The organism is Streptomyces winkii (assembly GCF_032248595.1).
Classification (GTDB): Bacteria; Actinomycetota; Actinomycetes; order Streptomycetales; family Streptomycetaceae; genus Streptomyces; species Streptomyces winkii.
This window is the reverse complement of the sequence record NZ_JASTTH010000009.1, coordinates 350054-367192: the sequence shown is the minus strand read 5'-3', so window position 1 is coordinate 367192 and position 17139 is coordinate 350054. Positions and strand designations below refer to the sequence as shown.

The window sequence follows — 17139 nt, the reverse complement described above, 5'->3', positions numbered from 1 at the left end:
GGGCACCCGTACCTCCGCACGCTCGTACGTCGCTCTGCTCACAGGCTTCACCGAACGATCGGTCGACAATTAGTAGGACGTCCAAGTAAATTCGGGGGTATGGACGCACACGCGATTGACGAGGGCCGCCGTCGCTGGCAGGCCCGGTACGACGCCGCCCACAAGCGCGACGCCGACTTCACCACGCTGAGCGGCGACCCCGTGGCGCCCGTCTACGGCCCGCGCTCGGGCGACACGGTGGAGGGCTTCGAGCGGATCGGCTGGCCAGGCGAGTATCCGTTCACGCGTGGCCTCTATCCGACCGGATACCGCGGCCGGACGTGGACGATCCGCCAGTTCGCGGGCTTCGGCAACGCTCAGCAGACCAACGAGCGCTACAAGATGATCCTGGACTCGGGCGGCGGCGGGCTGTCCGTCGCGTTCGACATGCCGACGCTGATGGGCCGGGACTCCGACGACCCCCGCTCGCTCGGCGAGGTCGGCCACTGCGGCGTCGCCATCGACTCCGCCGCCGACATGGACGTGCTCTTCTCCGGCATCCCGCTCGGCGACGTCACCACCTCGATGACGATCTCCGGCCCCGCGGTGCCCGTCTTCTGCATGTACCTCGTGGCGGCCGAGCGGCAGGGCGTGGACACCGGCGTCCTCAACGGCACGCTCCAGACAGACATCTTCAAGGAGTACATCGCCCAGAAGGAGTGGCTCTTCCAGCCCGAGCCCCATCTGCGGCTCATCGGCGACCTGATGGAGCACTGCTCCCGCAACATCCCCGCGTACAAGCCGCTTTCGGTCTCCGGCTACCACATCAGGGAGGCGGGCTCGACGGCCGCGCAGGAGCTGGCGTTCACGCTCGCCGACGGCTTCGGCTACGTCGAACTCGGCCTGAGCCGGGGGCTGGACGTCGACACCTTCGCGCCGGGCCTGTCCTTCTTCTTCGACGCGCACGTCGACTTCTTCGAGGAGATCGCCAAGTTCCGTGCCGCGCGCAGGATCTGGGCCCGCTGGATGCGCGACGAGTATGGGGCGACGAGCGAGAAGGCGCAGTGGCTGCGGTTCCACACGCAGACGGCGGGCGTCTCGCTCACCGCGCAGCAGCCGTACAACAACGTCGTACGTACGGCGGTCGAAGCGCTCGCGGCCGTGCTCGGCGGCACCAACTCCCTGCACACCAACGCCCTCGACGAGACCCTCGCCCTGCCCAGCGAGCAGGCCGCGGAGATCGCGCTGCGCACGCAGCAGGTGCTCATGGAGGAGACCGGCGTCACCAACGTCGCGGATCCGCTGGGCGGTTCGTGGTACATCGAGGCGCTCACCGACCGCATCGAGGCCGACGCGGAGAAGATCTTCGAGCAGATCAGGGAGCGCGGCCGCCGGGCCGTCCCCGGCGGGAACCACCCCATCGGGCCGATGACTTCGGGCATCCTGCGCGGCATCGAGGACGGCTGGTTCACCGGCGAGATCGCCGAGGCCGCCTTCGCCTACCAGCGGGCGCTGGAGAAGGACGAGAAGAAGGTCGTCGGCGTCAACTGCCACACCCCGTCCGTCACCGGCGACCTGGAGATCCTGCGGGTCAGCCACGAGGTCGAGCACGAGCAGGTACGGGCGCTGGGCGCGCGCCGCAAGGAGCGGGACGAGGCGGCCGTGTCCGCGGCCCTCGCCGCGATGATGGAGGCCGCCCGCGGCGACGCGAACATGATCGAGCCGATGCTGGAGGCGGTGCGCGCGGAGGCCACGCTGGGCGAGATCTGCGACGCGTTGCGGGACGAGTGGGGCGTCTACACGGAGCCGCCGGTCTTCTGACCCGGTCTTCTGCCTCGGTCTTCTGCCTCGGTCTTCTGTCCCGGCTGTCTCTTGGGTGCCTGCCTGGTGTCCGCCCGGAGCGGCGGGCGCGCGGAAGTGTGCCGCCGACCGGTCTCCGTAGGATTTGCGGCCCTGCCGTGGAAGGAGCCGGACGTGGACACACCACCGGACGCGGCCGGGCCGCCACCCGAGGCGCGGCTGCGCCGGCAGCTCGGAGTCTTCGACGCCGTCGTCGTCGGCCTCGGCTCGATGCTGGGCGCCGGGATCTTCGCCGCGCTCGCACCGGCGGCGCGCGCGGCGGGCTCGGGGCTGCTTCCCGGGCTCGCGCTCGCGGCGGCCGTCGCGTACTGCAACGCGACGGCCTCCGCGCGGCTGGCCGCCCGCTATCCCGCCTCCGGCGGCACGTACGTATACGGGCGTGAGCGGCTCGGCGACTTCTGGGGTCACCTCGCCGGGTGGGCCTTCGTGACGGGCAAGACCGCGTCGTGTGCGGCGATGGCCCTGACGGTGGGCTCCTACGCATGGCCCGAGCAGTCGCACGCGGTGGCCGTCGCCTCGGTGGTGGCGATGACCTCCGTGAACAACGCCGGGGTGCGCAAGTCCGCTTGGGTCACGCGCGCGGTCGTCGCGCTCGTACTGGCGGTGCTGGCGGCGGTGGTGATCGCCGTGTTCGTCTCCGGCGAGACGCACGCGGGGCGGCTCACGCCGGGCGGCGACCTCGGCTTCTCCGGGGTGTTGCAGGCGGCGGGCCTGATGTTCTTCGCCTTCGCGGGGTACGCGCGCATCGCCACGCTCGGCGAGGAGGTCCGCGACCCCGAGCGTGTCATCCCGCGCGCCGTACCGCTCGCCCTCGGCATCGCGCTCTTCGTCTACGCGGCGGTCGCGGTGGCGGCGCTGTCCGTGCTGGGCAGCGGGGAACTGGCCGACGCGGCCGCTCCGTTGACCCGGGCCGTGCAGTCGGCAGGGACGCCGGGGCTGGAGCAGGTCGTACGGGTGGGAGCCGTCGTGGCCGCGCTCGGCGCGCTCCTGACGCTGATCCTCGGCGTCTCCCGGACGGTCCTGGCCATGGCCCGCGACCGCCATCTCCCGCACGCCCTGGCGGCGGTGCACCCGCGCTTCAGGGTGCCGCACCGCGCCGCTCTCGCGGTCGGCGCGGTGGTGGCCGTCGTCGCCGCGACGGCGGACGTACGGGGCGCGATCGGCTTCTCCTCCTTCGGCGTGCTCGTCTACTACGCGATCGCCAACGCCTCGGCGTGGACGCTTACTTCGGAGGGCCGCCGCCGTCGCCGCCTCCTCCCGGCCGCGGGCCTCGCGGGCTGCCTGGCCATGGCCTTCGCCCTCCCCGCCACCTCGGTCCTCTCCGGCGCCCTGGCCTTGGCGGCGGGCGCCGCGACGTTCCTCCTGCGCCGCGGGGTCAGGGGATCGGCGTGAGGGCGGCGTGAGGGGCGGTTTCGCGCTGCCGCGCGGGGTTGGCGCTTGTGTTGTCCGCCGCTGCCGGTCGTTTGGCGTGGGGGCCGCGGCTTTGCGGGCTGCGGGGCGCTTGTTGTCTGGCCCAGCACCCTTGTCCGCCGCGGCGGCGGGTGAGCACGACGTAGGAGCTCCGGCGGTGCCGAAGTGGCCCGCAGGTGGCGGTTGTTGCGCGTCGGTGCGTCTCGCCGGGGGCGCTTCGCCTCGGTGGTACTTCGCCGTCGTGCGGGTGCCGGGTTCCGCGCTGGCGCGCGGGTCCGCGCGTGTGTGGTTCCGGTGCCGCCGGGTGGGCGTGCGGGGGGTTGCGGGCTGCGGGCCGTGCCCGGTCCGCCGCGCGCCCGCTCTTCCGCCGCGGCGGCGGGTCCGTACGACGTACGAGTTCGGCGGTGCCGAAGTGGCCTGAATCTGGTGGTTGCAAACGGGTGTGACGGGGGCGCGCGGCGCGGCGGCCGTTAGCCGGTGGACGCGGCCGACAGGCCGTGGAGCATCAGAGTCGTGAACCGGTGCGCCCACTCCGCGTCCACCGGTTCCGCGCTGACCAGCGTGCGATGCACCACCGCACCGGCGATGACGTCGAAGATGAGGTCGACGAGCTGCGCGTCCTCGTGCGGGTCCGCCGCGTCCGGCGGCAACTCGCCGCGTGCCTGGGCGCGTTCGCGGCCCTGGAGGACCAGCCGCTTCTGGCGTTCCACGATCGCCTCACGGATGTGCTCGCGCAGCGCGGGATCGTGGGTGGACTCCGCGACGACGGCCATCAGGGACGCGTTCGTGCCGGGCTGCTGGAGGAGGTCGGCGAAGGCCAGGACCACGCACTCGACGTCCGCCTGAAGGCTTCCGCAGTCCGGGAGTTCGAGCTCGTCGAAGAGGGCGGCGACCGCGTGGACGACGAGTTCGCCCTTGTTGGACCAGCGCCGGTAGAGGGTGGTCTTGGCGACGCCCGCACGCGCGGCGACGTGCCCCACGGTGAGCTTGCTCCAGCCCACCTCGACCAGCGCCTCACGGGTCGCGTCCATGATCGCGGCGTCGGCCTCGGCGCTGCGCGGCCTTCCGGCGCGGCGGGGCGAGGGGTCGGATGAGGGCATGGCGCCAGACCATACCGGGCGGTCTGCCGAAGCGGACAAACGGATCCGGCCTACTGTGGGGGCTTGCGCGAAGGGGGCCCGTACAAGTTACGCTACGATCCGTATCGGAAACGGGGCACTCTCCCGGTGCGACGACCACGACCGTGATCGCGACCACGATCACACCACGAGCCATGATTCCGGCCGCCGCCGACCACGGCGTCCGGGACCACAGCCGGGCGGGGACCGGCGCGGCACACACCACGGCGGGAAAGGGGGGAGACTGGACTCATGCAGCCACGCAACATGTCCATGAGCGGAGTGGTCGACCTCTCCGCGGTGAAGGCGGCCGGTGAGGCCAAGCAGAAAGCAGAGCAGGCCCGGGCGCGCTCCGCCGAGGAGGGCGGGGCCGGCGCCCCCGTGAGCCTGGTGATCGACGTCGACGAGGCGAGCTTCGAGGCGGAGGTCCTCCAGCGCTCCGCCGAGGTTCCCGTCGTCATCGACTTCTGGGCCGAGTGGTGCGAACCCTGCAAGCAGCTTTCGCCCGTGCTCGAACGACTGACGCGGGAGTACGGGGGGCGCGTACTCCTCGCGAAGATCGACGCCGACAAGAACCAGATGCTGATGCAGCAGTTCGGCGTCCAGGGGATCCCGGCGGTCTTCGCCGTCGTGGCCGGGCAGGCGCTGCCGCTCTTCCAAGGAGCCGCGCCCGAGGCGCAGATCCGCCAGACGCTGGACCAGTTGATCCAGGTCTCCGAGGAGCGGTTCGGCATCACGGGCCTCCAGGGCGCCGTCGCCGAGGAGGGCGCCGACGAGGCACAGCGGCAGCCCGAACCGCCGGAGGACCCGGCCCTCGCGGCGGCCCAGCAGGCCCTGGACACGGGCGACTTGAACGGTGCGGTGCAGGCGTACAAGAACGTCCTGTCGGACGACCCCGGCAACACCGAGGCCCGCGTCGGCCTCGCGATGGCCGAACTGCTCGGCCGTGTGCAGGATCTGGACGCGCAGCAGGTCCGCAAGGACGCCGCCGACAATCCGGGCGACGTGGATTCCCAACTCCCGGCGGCGGACCTGGACATGGCGGGCGGCCATGTCGAGGACGCCTTCGGCCGTCTTGTGGAGACGGTGAGAAGGACCGCGGGAGAGGATCGGGAGACTGCGCGTCTCCGGCTTCTGGAACTCTTCGAGGTGATTGGCGCGGAGGATCCACGGGTAGTCACGGCGCGTAGCGCCCTGGCTCGCGTGCTGTTCTGACCGACGCTCGCTGTCGCGCACGCTCGGTCACGACAGGTGGTTTTAGCGACATCAGCGGCTGCCTTTTACCAAAACTTGGTAATCGCAGCCGCTGTTACTCGTAGTAAATGGCCTCGCGCGCTTTCTTCTTGGATGTCCGGTTGGTTCCAGGCTCGCCGCCCCAGGGGTGGCGACCCTGTGTATCTGCCCTATGCTGATCGGCCGCCGTCCAGTTATCTGGCCGTTACTCACTGGTAACGCACCCCCTTGTGCGCAGGCTTCGGATGCACCACGATCGGCCAAGCTCGGTCCATTGCCCGCAGCCCGGCAACCATTCGGCGCCACGCGGGTATTGGATCCCCACCGAGCAGGACCGGCACGCGAACTTCAGCCCCACCCAGCAACATCGCCGGTCTTACGGACAGGGGGGTCTCTGCCGAACTGGCAGGGCCTGTCCGAACAAAGCAGGTTGCGCGTGAGCGTGGCCAGTGGTTGTCGCTCGGGGGTGATCGCCGACAGCTCGGACGTGACGTCTACGTACGTCTGTCGATGACGGCGCTCTCCTTCCCGAGGACGTAGCACTTCTCCCATCCCAGGTCAGGGAGCGGGCCGTTCAGGAGCGGTTCGACCAGGCCGGAGATGTACGTCCGAGAAGGAGGAAAGTCATGGAGTCCCTGGCTCGTGGCGGGACCAGATGGAAGCGGTTCGCCGTCGTCATGGTGCCGAGCGTCGCTGCCACCGCAGCGATCGGTGTGGCACTTTCGCAGGGTGCGCTGGCGGCGTCGTTCAGCGTCTCCGGCCAGCAGTTCAAGGTCAGCGCCGACCGTCTGGACGGCAAGGGCTTCGTCCAGTACGGAGCCGTCGACTCGACCAAGGCCGGCAAGAAGCCCGTCGCGGTGGTCGGCTTCAACGAGGCGAAGATCCGGAACCTTTGCCAGTCCGTCGTCGTGCCGGTGCCGGCGTTCGGCGACGTGACGATGAAGCTGGGCGCGGGTGCCGACGCATCGGCCCCGGTCGAGGCGAAGAAGCTCTACATCGATGCTGATGACATCGGCGCGAACGCGACGTTCAACAACATCGACATCGGCGTCGCCGCGGACAGCACCTCGAAGGGCCCCGGCCCGAACAAGGGCGACAAGTACTCACCGGGTTCGTTCGCTCAGCAGGCCGACAGCGCGACATTCACGGATGTCAAGCAGCGTGCCTGGGCGACCACCGCCGGTACTTTCAAGCTCAGCGGCCTGAAGATGGCCGTGAAGAAAGGCAAGAACGAGTGCTACTGACAGGCACTCACTGATCGGACGGGTGTGGCGCGGCTGCTCTGTGCCGCCCCGCGCCCGTCCGGTCTGCTCCACCAACGCAAGCTTTGTGCCAGTCCCGAGGAGCTGTACGACATGAGCGCCGAGACGCGACAAAGGCTGACGACCGGATTCGGCCAGAAGCGCAGTTCGTTCCGGGACTGGCGTGGACAGCGCCCGTTCTGGGGCGGAATGCTGACGCTGCTCGCCGGCATCCCGATCATGTACATCCCGTATCAGAACCTGACGTTGGGTTCGCTGACGATCCGGATGTCGACGACCGCGGGCGCGGGCTCGCTGATCATCGGCGTCCTGCTCGTGGTGCTCGGGCTGACGATGTGGTTCCAGCCACAGTCTCGGGTCTTCGCCGGTATCGCGGCGATTCTGCTGTCCCTTGTTTCCCTGGTCGTCTCGAACGTCGGCGCCTTCATGATCGGGTTTCTGCTCGGTCTGCTCGGCGGGGCGCTCGGCGTCTCCTGGGGGCCGGGAAAGCCTCTCGCCAAGCGAGAGGCCGATGATGACGAGCCCGAGGACGCGCCCGACGCGTCCGCACGCACGTCGCTTTCGAGCCCCACGTACTCCTCATCGCCCGCTGCCGGCGCGAACGACGACTCGGACACCGGCCGTCTGAGGGGCACGGCGCAGGACGACCTTTCAGTCTTTGGAACGGCTTCGTCGACCGGAGCCGATGCGAACCACGGGAACGGGAGGCACCGTGCCGGGTGACGAGGTTCATGAGGAGGCGGTGCCGTCGGCGCACGATGATGCGCCCGACACCGGCCGCGGAAGAATCGGACCGCGCCACGCGGCTCCGAGGAAACCGCTGCTGAACCGCCTGCATGTCCCCGCGGGCAAAGCGATAGCCATCGCGGCCATGCCGTCCGCGGTCCTGATGGGGATGGGGCTGACGCCCCAGCTGGCCAGCGCCAAGCCGTTGCCCAAGAACCCCTTCAAGGGCGGCTCCTGCGTGTCTCAGCCCGACAAGGACGAGAGCGCGGAGGAGAAGGCCAAGGAGCAGGCCGAGAAGGAGAAGGCCGAGAAGGAGAAGCAGCGCGAGGAGGCCGGCAAGGACGACTCCGACGCCTCCAAGCCCGGTTCCGGTTCCTCCAAGCCCGAGCCTGAGCCGTCTCCGTCGGGTGACGGCGGCGGCAGCGGCGGCGACACCGGTGGCAGCGGCGGCGGTTCACAGGACCCGGAGCCCAGCCCGTCGCCGTCCGACCCGGGTGACGACGAGGACGAGGACGACGGCGGCCTCCTGGGCGGTGTGGGTGACGCGATCGGCGACATCCTCAGCCCCAAGGAGAAGGAGGAGAAGGCAGCCGAGGAGCAGAAGGAGGAAGAGGAGAAGGCCTCTTCGGACTCCGGCTCCACCTCGTCGAAGTCTTCCTCCGACGCGGACAAGCCGGCCGGCGACGCCCTCGGCAAGGTCGGCGACGGCCTCAAGGACACCACCGACAAGCTCGGCAGCCGTGCCGACCGGCTCGGCAAGGGCGCGAAGGACCTGGTGCCCGAGGAAGAGGGCGACAAGGCCACCGTCGGCAAGGACGGCAAGGGCTTCCCCTGCGTCGAGGAGAAGAAGTCCGCCGGCAAGGACGAGCAGACTCCGAACACCCTGCCCAACGACCCGTGGACGCTGAAGGCCAGTTCGCTCGGCCTGCACGGCCTGGACTACAAGGGCGTCGTCAACGTCCGTACCCAGGACGGCAGGACGAAGCAGGCCCTCAAGTTCACCGCCAGCAGCGTCGACATCGGCGACCTGCACCAGATCGTGGACGGTCCCGACGGCACCCAGTACCACGTACGGGCCGCCAAGGGCTCCACGTCCACGGTCAAGGGCGGCCAGGTCACCATGTACACGGAGAAGCTCAAGGGCAACCTGTTCGGGCTGATCCCGATCGTGTTCGACCCCGAGCACCCACCGCCGCTGAACATCCCCGAGGCGTACTTCACGAACGTGGAAGTAACCCAGGCCGGTCAGTTCGGAGGGAATCTGACCGTTCCGGGGCTGCACAACACCATCGAGTGAGCCACCACGGACTTCAGCCGGGAGCCGCGCACAGAGCAGGGCCCGCGACCTCAAGTAGGTCGCGGGCCCTGTTACTTGGTGATTTGCCGCCTGCGCGGGGGAGAGGCGCCGGTCAGATCCGGGTGCCGCCCAGGTGGTGCACCCGCACCATGTTCGTGGTGCCCGGAACGCCGGGTGGCGAGCCCGCCGTGATGAGCATCGTGTCGCCCTCGTCGTAGCGCTGGAGCTTCAGCAGCTCCGCGTCGACCAGCTCGACCATCTCGTCGGTGTGCTGCACGTGCGGCACCACATAGGTCTCCACGCCCCAGCTCAGGGTGAGTTGGTTGCGCGTCTCGGGCTCGGTGGTGAAGGCGAGGATCGGCTGGCAGGCGCGGTAGCGGGAGAGCCGGCGGGCCGTGTCGCCGGACTTGGTGAAGGCCACGAGCGCCTTGCCGTCCAGGAAGTCCGCCATCTCGGCCGCAGCGCGCGCCACCGAACCGCCTTGTGTACGGGGCTTCTTGCCCGGCACCAGCGGCTGAAGGCCGCGGCTGAGCAGCTCCTCCTCGGCCGCCTCCACGATCTTCGACATCGTCTTGACCGTCTCGACCGGGTACTGCCCGACGGAGGACTCCGCCGAGAGCATCACCGCGTCCGCGCCGTCGAGGATCGCGTTGGCCACGTCGGACGCCTCGGCGCGCGTAGGACGGGAGTTGGTGATCATCGACTCCATCATCTGCGTCGCGACGATCACCGGCTTGGCGTTGCGCCGGCACATCTCGATGAGCCGCTTCTGCACCATCGGCACCCGCTCCAGCGGGTATTCGACCGCGAGGTCGCCGCGGGCCACCATCACGCCGTCGAAGGCCATGACGACGTCTTCCATGTTCGCCACGGCCTGCGGCTTCTCGACCTTGGCGATCAGCGGTACGCGCCGCCCGGCCTCGTCCATGACGCGGTGCACGTCGCGTACGTCGGAGGCGTCCCGTACGAAGGACAGCGCGACCATGTCGCAGCCCATGCGCAGCGCGAAGCGCAGGTCCTCGACGTCCTTCTCGGACAGTGCCGGGACGTTGACCGCCGCGCCGGGCAGATTGATGCCCTTGTGGTCGGAGATGACGCCGCCCTCGATCACGATGGTGCGCACCCGGGGCCCGTCGACCTCGGTGACCTGGAGGGCGACGTTCCCGTCGTTGATCAGGACCGAGTCGCCCTTGGTGACGTCGCCGGGCAGACCCTTGTACGTCGTGCCGCAGATCGTCTTGTCGCCCGCGACGTCCTCGGTGGTGATGGTGAACTCCTCGCCGCGCACCAGCTCCACGGGCCCTTCGGCGAAGGTCTCCAGGCGGATCTTGGGGCCCTGGAGGTCGGCGAGCACGCCCACGGCCCGGCCGGTCTCCTCGGCGGCCTTGCGGACGCGCTCGTACCGCTCCTGGTGTTCGGGCTGGCTGCCGTGACTCATGTTGAAGCGGGCCACGTTCATGCCGGCCTCGATCAGCGTCTTCAGCTGGTCGTAGGAGTCGACGGCTGGGCCCAGGGTGCAGACGATTTTGGAACGGCGCATGAGGGCGATCCTAACGGTTTGTTCAAACGCGGAACGTATCGGGGGTGAAATGGATCACGGAGTCAGTGACGAGCCGTGGAACCCGCCTGGCTGACCAGCGCATAGGTCTGCTGTGCGATCTCCAGCTCCTCATCGGTCGGTACGACGGCCACCGCGACGCGTGCCCCCTCTGGCGAGACGAACCTGGCCTGCTTCGCGGCCGGTCCTTCCGGCTCCGCCTCGTTCCTGGCGTCGTCGACGGACAGGCCCAGCCCCTCCAGGCCGGCCAGCGCCGCGCGGCGTACCGGTGCGGAATTCTCGCCGACTCCGGCGGTGAAGGCCACGGCGTCGACGCGGCCGAGCACAGCGCAGTAGGCGCCGATGTACTTCTTGAGGCGGTGGACGTAGATGTCGAAGGCGAGACCGGCTGCCTCATCCCCTTCCTCCACGCGGCGGCTGATCTCCCGCATGTCGTTGTCGCCGCACAGGCCGATCAGACCGCTCCGCTTGTTCAGCAGCTCGTCGATGCCGTCCGCCGACATGCCCCCGACCCGCAGCAGATGGAAGACCACGGCGGGGTCCACGTCGCCGGAACGGGTACCCATGACCAGGCCCTCAAGCGGGGTCATGCCCATCGAGGTGTCCACGCAGCGGCCCCCTCGCACGGCGGAGGCGGAGGCCCCGTTGCCCAGGTGCAGCACGATGACGTTGACCTCGGACGGGTCCCTGCCGAGCAGCTCGGCGGTCTTGCGGGAGACGTACGCGTGCGAGGTGCCGTGGAATCCATAGCGGCGTACGCGGTGTTCGTCGGCCGTGGCGGTGTCGATGGCGTACCGGGCGGCGTGCTCCGGGATGGTCGTGTGGAAGGTCGTGTCGAAGACGGCGACCTGCGGCAGTTGCGGATTGAGGGCCCGCGCGGTGGTGATGCCCGTCAGATTGGCCGGGTTGTGCAGCGGTGCCAGCGGGATCAGCCGCTCGATCTCCTCGAGCACGTCGTCGTCGACGAGGGTGGGCCGCGTGAAGGTCTGGCCGCCGTGCACCACGCGGTGCCCGATCGCCGCCAGCTTCGGGGAGTCGAGGCCGAGGCCGTCCGCCTCCAGCTCCTGCGAGACGGCGCGCAGCGCGGCGTCGTGGTCCGCGAACTCCTCGACGCGCTCCCGGCGTTCACCCTCTGAAGCCGGCGGTGAGTACGTGAGGCGCGACTGCTTCTCGCCGATGCGCTCCACGATCCCGGCCGCCAGCCGCGATCCGTCCGCCATCTCCAGCAGCTGGTACTTGACCGAGGACGAACCGGAGTTGAGGACGAGGACGCGGGTGGCGGTCACGGGCGGCTCTGCTTTCTTCAGCGGTCGGGCGGCGGCTCGCGCACGACGATAGCGCCGCCGTATGCCGCCCGGTGACGGGGCGGCCTTGTGCCGGGGCGCGGGGCTCCCGAGCGCGCCGCGGCGCCGGTGTACCGCTGCCCTCGTCGAAGAGGGTTCACGGTGAACACCGGCGCCGCGGCTGACTCCGTACGTATGACCGGGTATCGAGCGGCCTCAGCCGACCGTGATCACGACCTTCCCGCGGCCGTGCCCGCTGCCGACGTCGCGGTGGGCGTCCGCGGCGCGTTCCAGCGGATACGTCGCACGGATGTGGACGTTCAAGAGGCCCTCCGAGTGGAGGCGCACGAGTTCGGCCAGCCTCGCTGCCGAGCGCGTGCCCGCCCAGTCGCGCAGGCCCAGCTCCTTCGCGGCCTCGAACGCGATCATCGTGATGACGCGGTCCCGGTTCTTGGTGACCTCGACCGCCGCGCGCAGCCCGTCCGGGCCCGCCGCGTCGAGAGCGGCGTCCACACCTTGCGGCGCGGCGGCGCGGAGGCGTTCCACGAGACCGTCGCCGTACGCGACCGGAACGGCGCCGAGCGAACGCAGGTACTCGTGGTTGGCCTCGCTCGCGGTGCCGATGACCGTCTCGGCGCCCCAGGCCTTGGCGAGCTGCACGGAGAGGGTGCCGAGCCCGCCCGCCGCGGCGTTGATGAGCACGGTGTCGCCGGGCCCGACGCCGAGTTCGCCGAGCGCCATGTGGGCGCCCTGCCCGTTCCCGGGGAACCCTGCCGCGATCTCCCACGGCATGTCCGCGGGCTTGGTGACGATCTGGTCGGCCGGGACCACGAGGTACTCGGCGTAGCTGCCCAGCACGGTGAATCCGAGGACCTCGTCACCCACCGCGAACTCGCCGACCCCGTCTCCGAGTTCGTCGATCGTGCCGGCGAACTCGTTGCCGGGGACGACGGGGAACTCCGGAGTGCCGAACGGTGTCCAGCCGCCTCGGACCTTGCAGTCGAACGGCTGGACCCCGGCAGCCTTCACCCGGATCCGCACCTGCCCTGGCTCCGGTACCGGAGTGGCCAGTTCGGTCAGGTGCAGGACCTCCGGCGGGCCGAACTCTTCCAGTGCTGCTGCGCGCATGACCTCTCCTCCTCGTGGTGCGTCAGGAACGGGCGGCGGTCAGGCGCTGCCGGAGGAAGGCCTCGAAGGTCAGCAGCCCCGGGTGCTGTGCGCGGAGGGCCGGGATGTCCGCCTCGTAGCCCTCCTCGGCGAACCACTCGAACATGCGCTCCTCGATGGGCAGCGCCTCGAAGCGGGTGGGTGTCCCCGTCACCTCCTCGTAGATCTCGGCGACCTTGGGGAAGGTGATCTCGTCGCCGGCGAGTTCGATCTGCTTGCCGATGTACTCGTCGGGCGACTCGAAGGCGTCGGCGGCGAACACGCCGATGTCGTCACTGGCGATGAGCTGCATCGGCTTCTCGGGCTTCACCGGGAGAGACATGAGCCGCTCGCCCTCCGCGTCGGCGTAGTGCAGCAGGTTGTTCATGAAGAACACCGGACGCAGGATCGTGGCAGGGATGCCGAGCTGCTGAATGTGGCGCTCGATCTCGGCCTTGCTCTCGAAGTGGTCGATGCCGGTTCCCCGCTCGGCGCCGCCCACGGAGCTGTAGACCAGGTGTGCCACGCCGCTCTGCTTCGCGGCGTCGGCGACCGCCTTGCCCTGCCGCACCTCGGCAGCGAGGGTCTCCGGCTCGTAGGCCAGTGCCTGCACGCTGAATACGCCGTGGACGCCCACCATCGCCTTGCGCAGCGAGTCCGCGTCGTCCATGTCGCCCTTCACGAGTACGGCTCCGCGTTCACGCAGCGCCTTCGCCTCGTCCTTCGCGGGGTCGCGTACCAGTGCGTGCACGGTGTGCCCACGGGAGAGCAACTCCCTTGCGACGGCGCCGCCTTGGTTGCCGGTGCCGCCGATGACGAGAATGGTGCCGTTGTCGGACAAGACGAGCTCCTTGGTGGTGTTTACAGGTCTTCACTCGTTGTGAAGCCTCGAACTTGAACTGCGCTTGAGGTCAAGCGGAAGCGGGCAACCGGGCCCGAATGGCTCAAACACGTAGCCCGGCGAGGTCCGCCAGCCGCCGGACGAACTCGTCGGGGCCGGGCTGCCGCTGAAGGAACTCGGCGAACCGTGAGGTCGAAGCGCGCAGCTCCGCGTCGTGCACGAGGGCCTCCAGGGTCCCCTTGTCGACCTCCTCGGGCTCCTTGCTCATGCCGATGCCGCAGCGTTCGACCATGGCGGCGTTGATCCAGTTGTCGGCACCGTGCGGCATGGCCAGTTGGGGCACCGCGGCATGCGCGGAGGCGAGGGTGGTGCCCGCGCCGCCGTGGTGGACGATGCCGTCGCAGGTGGTGAGCATGGTCCCCAGAGGGGTCCAGCCGACGGTCCGCACATTGCCGGGAAGCGTGCCGAGCGAGTCGAGGTCGGGGTCGTCGCCCAGCGCCAGCACGAACTCGGCGTCCACGTCGGCCGCCGCGGCGAGCACGCTCCCGAGGCTGTCGACGCCGGCCACGTGCGGCACGGTCGTACCGAGCGTCACGCACACCCGCGGACGCTCCTTCGGCTCCGCCAGCCAGTCCGGCAGGACGCCGCCACCGTGGAAGGGGACGAAGTGCATCGTCCACCCCTCGCCCTCTCCGTGCATCATCTGGTCGGGCGCGAAGTGGATGCGTGTGACTTGTCCGTAGGGCCGGTCCTCACGGCACAGATCATCTATCTGACGGAGGTCCGGATTCGTGCCTCCGAGCTCCGCATAGAAGCCGAGAAGCGGATGGGCAGGCACCGTGAACTGCTGCCTGAGCTCCGTTCACTTGTGCGTGAATATCCGCCGGACTCGGTGGACTTCGCACGGAGCCGGCAGCGCGCTCGCGCCCGCCACGCGGTCGGTGCCCGTGGCCGACTCCCGCCGGGCCGGTGCCGGTTCGCCGCGTGCGGGCCCGACTCGCCGCACCCGACGGCCGGTTCACTCCGGAGCGGAGTTCTCCGTGCCCTCGCCCTGGGCCTGGATGGCCGTGATCGCGACCGTGTTGATGATGTCGGAGACGAGCGCGCCCCGTGACAGGTCGTTCACCGGCTTGCGCAGGCCCTGGAGCACGGGTCCCACGGCGACGGCCCCCGCCGAGCGCTGCACCGCCTTGTAGGTGTTGTTGCCGGTGTTGAGGTCCGGGAAGATCAGCACGGTCGCCCGGCCCGCGACCTGTGACTCCGGGAGCTTCGTCGCCGCGACCGAGGGCTCCACGGCGGCGTCGTACTGGATCGGGCCCTCGACCAGCAGGTCCGGCCTGCGCTCGCGTACGAGCGCCGTGGCCTCGCGCACCTTGTCGACGTCCGCGCCCGAGCCCGAGGCCCCCGTCGAGTACGACAGCATCGCGATGCGCGGCTCGACGCCGAAGCGCGCGGCCGTCGCCGCCGACTGGACGGCGATGTCGGCGAGTTGAGCCGCGTCCGGGTCGGGGTTGACCGCGCAGTCGCCGTAGACGAGGACGCGGTCGGCCAGGCACATGAAGAAGACGGACGAGACGATCGAGGCGTCCGGGCTCGTCCTGATGACCTCGAAGGCGGGGCGCACGGTCGCCGCCGTGGAGTGCGCGGCGCCGGAGACCATGCCGTCGGCGATGCCCTCGCTCACCATCAGCGTCCCGAAGTAGGAGACGTCCGCGACGATGTCGTGGGCGAGTTCGAAGGTGACGCCCTTGTGGGACCGCAGCTTCGCGTACGTCTCGGCGAACCGCTCGCGCAGCGGCGATGCCTGCGGGTCCACGGTCCGCGCGGACGCCTGTGCGGTGGCGGGCAGTTCGTCCTCGGCGAGAAGCGTGAGGTCGATGCCGAGCTCCGCCGTCCGCTTGCGTACGGCCGTGTGCTCGCCGAGCAGCGTCAGATCGCAGATGTTGCGGCGCAGCAGCACCTCCGCGGCGCGCAGCACCCGCTCCTCGGTGCCCTCCGGCAGCACGATGTGCCGGCGGCGGCCGCGGGAGCGCTCGACGAGCTGGTGCTCGAACATCATCGGCGTGGTGCGTTCGCCCCGTTCGACCGCGAACCGCTCCGTCAACTGCCCTGTGTCCACGTGGTGTTCGAAGAGGCCGAGCGCGACCTCCGCCTTGCGCGGAGTGGCGGCCGTGAGCCTGCCCTCCAGCGCCAGCAGCTCCGCCGCCGTGGGGAACGAGGCGCCGGAGACGCCCAGTACGGGCGTGCCGGGCGCGAGCCGCGCCGCGAGCGCCATCGTCTCCGGGCCGGGCCGCTCGCCGAGCGTGAGGACGACGCCCGCGATGGCAGGGGAGCCCGCGGCGTGCGAGGCCAGGGCCCCCACGACCAGGTCCGCGCGGTCCCCGGGCGTGACCACCATGCAGCCCTCGGTCAGGGCGGGCAGGAAGACGGGGAGGTGGGCGCCGCCGAAGACGAAGTCCCGTACGTCGCGGGCGAGGGCGGCGGGCTCGCCGAGCAGCAGCTCGGCACCGAGCTTGTCCCGGATCTGGGCCACGGTCGGCGCGGAGAGCGCGGGCTCCTCGGGCAGTACGTACACCGCCTCGGGGAGTCCGGCCCGGTCCAGCAGGCGTGCGGCCTCGTCGCGCTCCGGGAGCCGCACGCGGTTCGCGATCATCGCGACGACGTCGCAGCCGAGCGAGGCGTACGCGTGGTGGGCGTTGCGCACCTCGGACGCGACGGAGTCGGCGCCCTGCCCCTTGCCGGAAACGACGGGCAGCACCGAGGCCCCGAACTCGTTGGCCAGGCGGGCGTTGAGCGTGAGCTCGGCGGGGAGCTGGGTGGCCGAGTAGTCCGTGCCGAGGACGAGCACGGCGTCATAGCCGTCCGTGGCGGCGTGGAAGCGTTCCACGAGCCGGGAGACCAGTTCGTCCTCGCCGTGGTCCGCCTGAAGCGCCGCCGCCTCCTCGTAGCTCATGCCGAACGCGTCCTGCGTGGGCTGCGTGAGGCGGTAGCGGCTGCGCAGCAGCTCGTACAGCCGGTCCGGGCCGTCGTGGACCAGCGGACGGAACACCCCGACCCGGTCGACCCGGCGGGTCAGGAGCTCCATGACTCCCAGCTCGACGACCTGGCGGCCGTCGCCGCGGCCGGTTCCGGTCACGTACACGCTGCGGGTCAAGAGTGTTCTTCCTCTCCTCGTCGGGCGGGCCGGCGGACGGGCGGTCCGGGCCGCGCTCGCGGCCGTCGAACGGCCGGTGTGCGGGCGGAATCCGCCTGACATCCGCGTGCGGGGACGTCCCACGACCCTGACCGTACCCGCGGAGCCGGGGTGAGTGGGCCCGGGCGAGCGGGCAGGAGAGCGGGGGGAAGCGGTCCGGTGGGCGGACGGCCGGTGCGCCGTGCGTTCAACACATGAAACACTCGGCATGGCTCAGTACGGCTTCAGTACAA

The 17139-nt window shown here is 70.2% G+C and carries 14 protein-coding genes; 7 read left to right on the top strand and 7 right to left on the bottom strand.

Going from position 1 to position 17139, the window contains the following annotated elements; all coding sequences use genetic code 11:
* Positions 1–99 precede the first annotated feature (99 nt).
* Complete coding sequence (locus QQM67_RS26990) at positions 100–1800, top strand: acyl-CoA mutase large subunit family protein (protein ID WP_314177355.1); 1701 nt, start codon at positions 100–102, stop codon at positions 1798–1800.
* A 153-nt stretch (positions 1801–1953) separates the two neighbouring features.
* Complete coding sequence (locus QQM67_RS26985) at positions 1954–3231, top strand: APC family permease (protein ID WP_314177353.1); 1278 nt, start codon at positions 1954–1956, stop codon at positions 3229–3231.
* A 488-nt stretch (positions 3232–3719) separates the two neighbouring features.
* On the opposite strand, the gene QQM67_RS26980 is transcribed toward QQM67_RS26985, so the two are convergent.
* Positions 3720–4349 (bottom strand): TetR/AcrR family transcriptional regulator, encoded by a 630-nt coding sequence (locus tag QQM67_RS26980; RefSeq protein ID WP_314177351.1) that lies wholly within the window; start codon positions 4347–4349, stop codon positions 3720–3722.
* Positions 4350–4619: 270 nt separating this feature from the next.
* Between QQM67_RS26980 and QQM67_RS26975 the strand changes: the two genes are divergently transcribed.
* The 4 genes from QQM67_RS26975 (at position 4620) to QQM67_RS26960 (ending at position 8885) form a co-directional block, all read left to right on the top strand.
* Positions 4620–5582 (top strand): tetratricopeptide repeat protein, encoded by a 963-nt coding sequence (locus QQM67_RS26975; protein WP_314177349.1) that lies wholly within the window; start codon positions 4620–4622, stop codon positions 5580–5582.
* Positions 5583–6226: 644 nt separating this feature from the next.
* Positions 6227–6844 carry a DUF6230 family protein gene (locus tag QQM67_RS26970; RefSeq protein ID WP_314177346.1) on the top strand — a complete coding sequence of 206 codons (618 nt, stop codon included), beginning with the start codon at positions 6227–6229 and terminating at the stop codon, positions 6842–6844.
* A 111-nt stretch (positions 6845–6955) separates the two neighbouring features.
* Positions 6956–7585, top strand: coding sequence for a DUF6114 domain-containing protein (locus QQM67_RS26965; RefSeq protein WP_314177343.1), 630 nt, complete (start codon positions 6956–6958; stop codon positions 7583–7585).
* A gap of 148 nt (positions 7586–7733) precedes the next feature.
* On the top strand, positions 7734–8885 hold the full coding sequence (locus QQM67_RS26960) for a hypothetical protein (RefSeq protein WP_314177341.1): 1152 nt from the start codon (positions 7734–7736) through the stop codon (positions 8883–8885).
* Positions 8886–8997: 112 nt separating this feature from the next.
* Here QQM67_RS26960 and pyk read toward each other — a convergent pair whose 3' ends face one another.
* The 5 genes from pyk to QQM67_RS26935 form a co-directional block, all read right to left on the bottom strand.
* Positions 8998–10425, bottom strand: coding sequence for a pyruvate kinase (gene pyk / locus QQM67_RS26955; RefSeq protein ID WP_314177339.1), 1428 nt, complete (start codon positions 10423–10425; stop codon positions 8998–9000).
* Between the two features lie 62 nt (positions 10426–10487).
* Positions 10488–11729: an acetate kinase gene (locus tag QQM67_RS26950; RefSeq protein WP_314177337.1), complete on the bottom strand. Its 1242-nt coding sequence runs from the start codon at positions 11727–11729 to the stop codon at positions 10488–10490.
* A 213-nt stretch (positions 11730–11942) separates the two neighbouring features.
* Complete coding sequence (locus QQM67_RS26945) at positions 11943–12854, bottom strand: NADP-dependent oxidoreductase (protein WP_314177335.1); 912 nt, start codon at positions 12852–12854, stop codon at positions 11943–11945.
* Between the two features lie 22 nt (positions 12855–12876).
* On the bottom strand, positions 12877–13713 hold the full coding sequence (locus QQM67_RS26940) for an NmrA/HSCARG family protein (protein ID WP_314177332.1): 837 nt from the start codon (positions 13711–13713) through the stop codon (positions 12877–12879).
* A gap of 103 nt (positions 13714–13816) precedes the next feature.
* Positions 13817–14551: a nucleotide disphospho-sugar-binding domain-containing protein gene (locus tag QQM67_RS26935; protein WP_314177330.1), complete on the bottom strand. Its 735-nt coding sequence runs from the start codon at positions 14549–14551 to the stop codon at positions 13817–13819.
* Between QQM67_RS26935 and QQM67_RS26930 the strand changes: the two genes are divergently transcribed.
* Positions 14432–14827 (top strand): BTAD domain-containing putative transcriptional regulator, encoded by a 396-nt coding sequence (locus QQM67_RS26930; protein WP_314177328.1) that lies wholly within the window; start codon positions 14432–14434, stop codon positions 14825–14827. The two genes, QQM67_RS26935 and QQM67_RS26930, sit on opposite strands and share 120 nt — an antisense overlap.
* On the opposite strand, the gene pta is transcribed toward QQM67_RS26930, so the two are convergent.
* Positions 14732–16867 carry a phosphate acetyltransferase gene (pta, locus tag QQM67_RS26925; protein WP_314177326.1) on the bottom strand — a complete coding sequence of 712 codons (2136 nt, stop codon included), beginning with the start codon at positions 16865–16867 and terminating at the stop codon, positions 14732–14734. The two genes, QQM67_RS26930 and pta, sit on opposite strands and share 96 nt — an antisense overlap.
* Positions 16868–17139: the final 272 nt, after the last annotated feature.

Excerpts from the sequence above, each read along its gene's own strand:
- QQM67_RS26990 (WP_314177355.1), top strand. The coding sequence starts at position 100 with ATGGACGCACACGCGATTGACGAGGGCCGCCGTCGCTGGCAGGCCCGG.
- QQM67_RS26980 (WP_314177351.1), bottom strand. The coding sequence starts at position 4,349 with ATGCCCTCATCCGACCCCTCGCCCCGCCGCGCCGGAAGGCCGCGCAGC.
- QQM67_RS26975 (WP_314177349.1), top strand. The coding sequence starts at position 4,620 with ATGCAGCCACGCAACATGTCCATGAGCGGAGTGGTCGACCTCTCCGCG.
- QQM67_RS26970 (WP_314177346.1), top strand. The coding sequence starts at position 6,227 with ATGGAGTCCCTGGCTCGTGGCGGGACCAGATGGAAGCGGTTCGCCGTC.
- QQM67_RS26965 (WP_314177343.1), top strand. The coding sequence starts at position 6,956 with ATGAGCGCCGAGACGCGACAAAGGCTGACGACCGGATTCGGCCAGAAG.
- QQM67_RS26960 (WP_314177341.1), top strand. The coding sequence starts at position 7,734 with ATGCCGTCCGCGGTCCTGATGGGGATGGGGCTGACGCCCCAGCTGGCC.
- pyk (WP_314177339.1), bottom strand. The coding sequence starts at position 10,425 with ATGCGCCGTTCCAAAATCGTCTGCACCCTGGGCCCAGCCGTCGACTCC.
- QQM67_RS26945 (WP_314177335.1), bottom strand. The coding sequence starts at position 12,854 with ATGCGCGCAGCAGCACTGGAAGAGTTCGGCCCGCCGGAGGTCCTGCAC.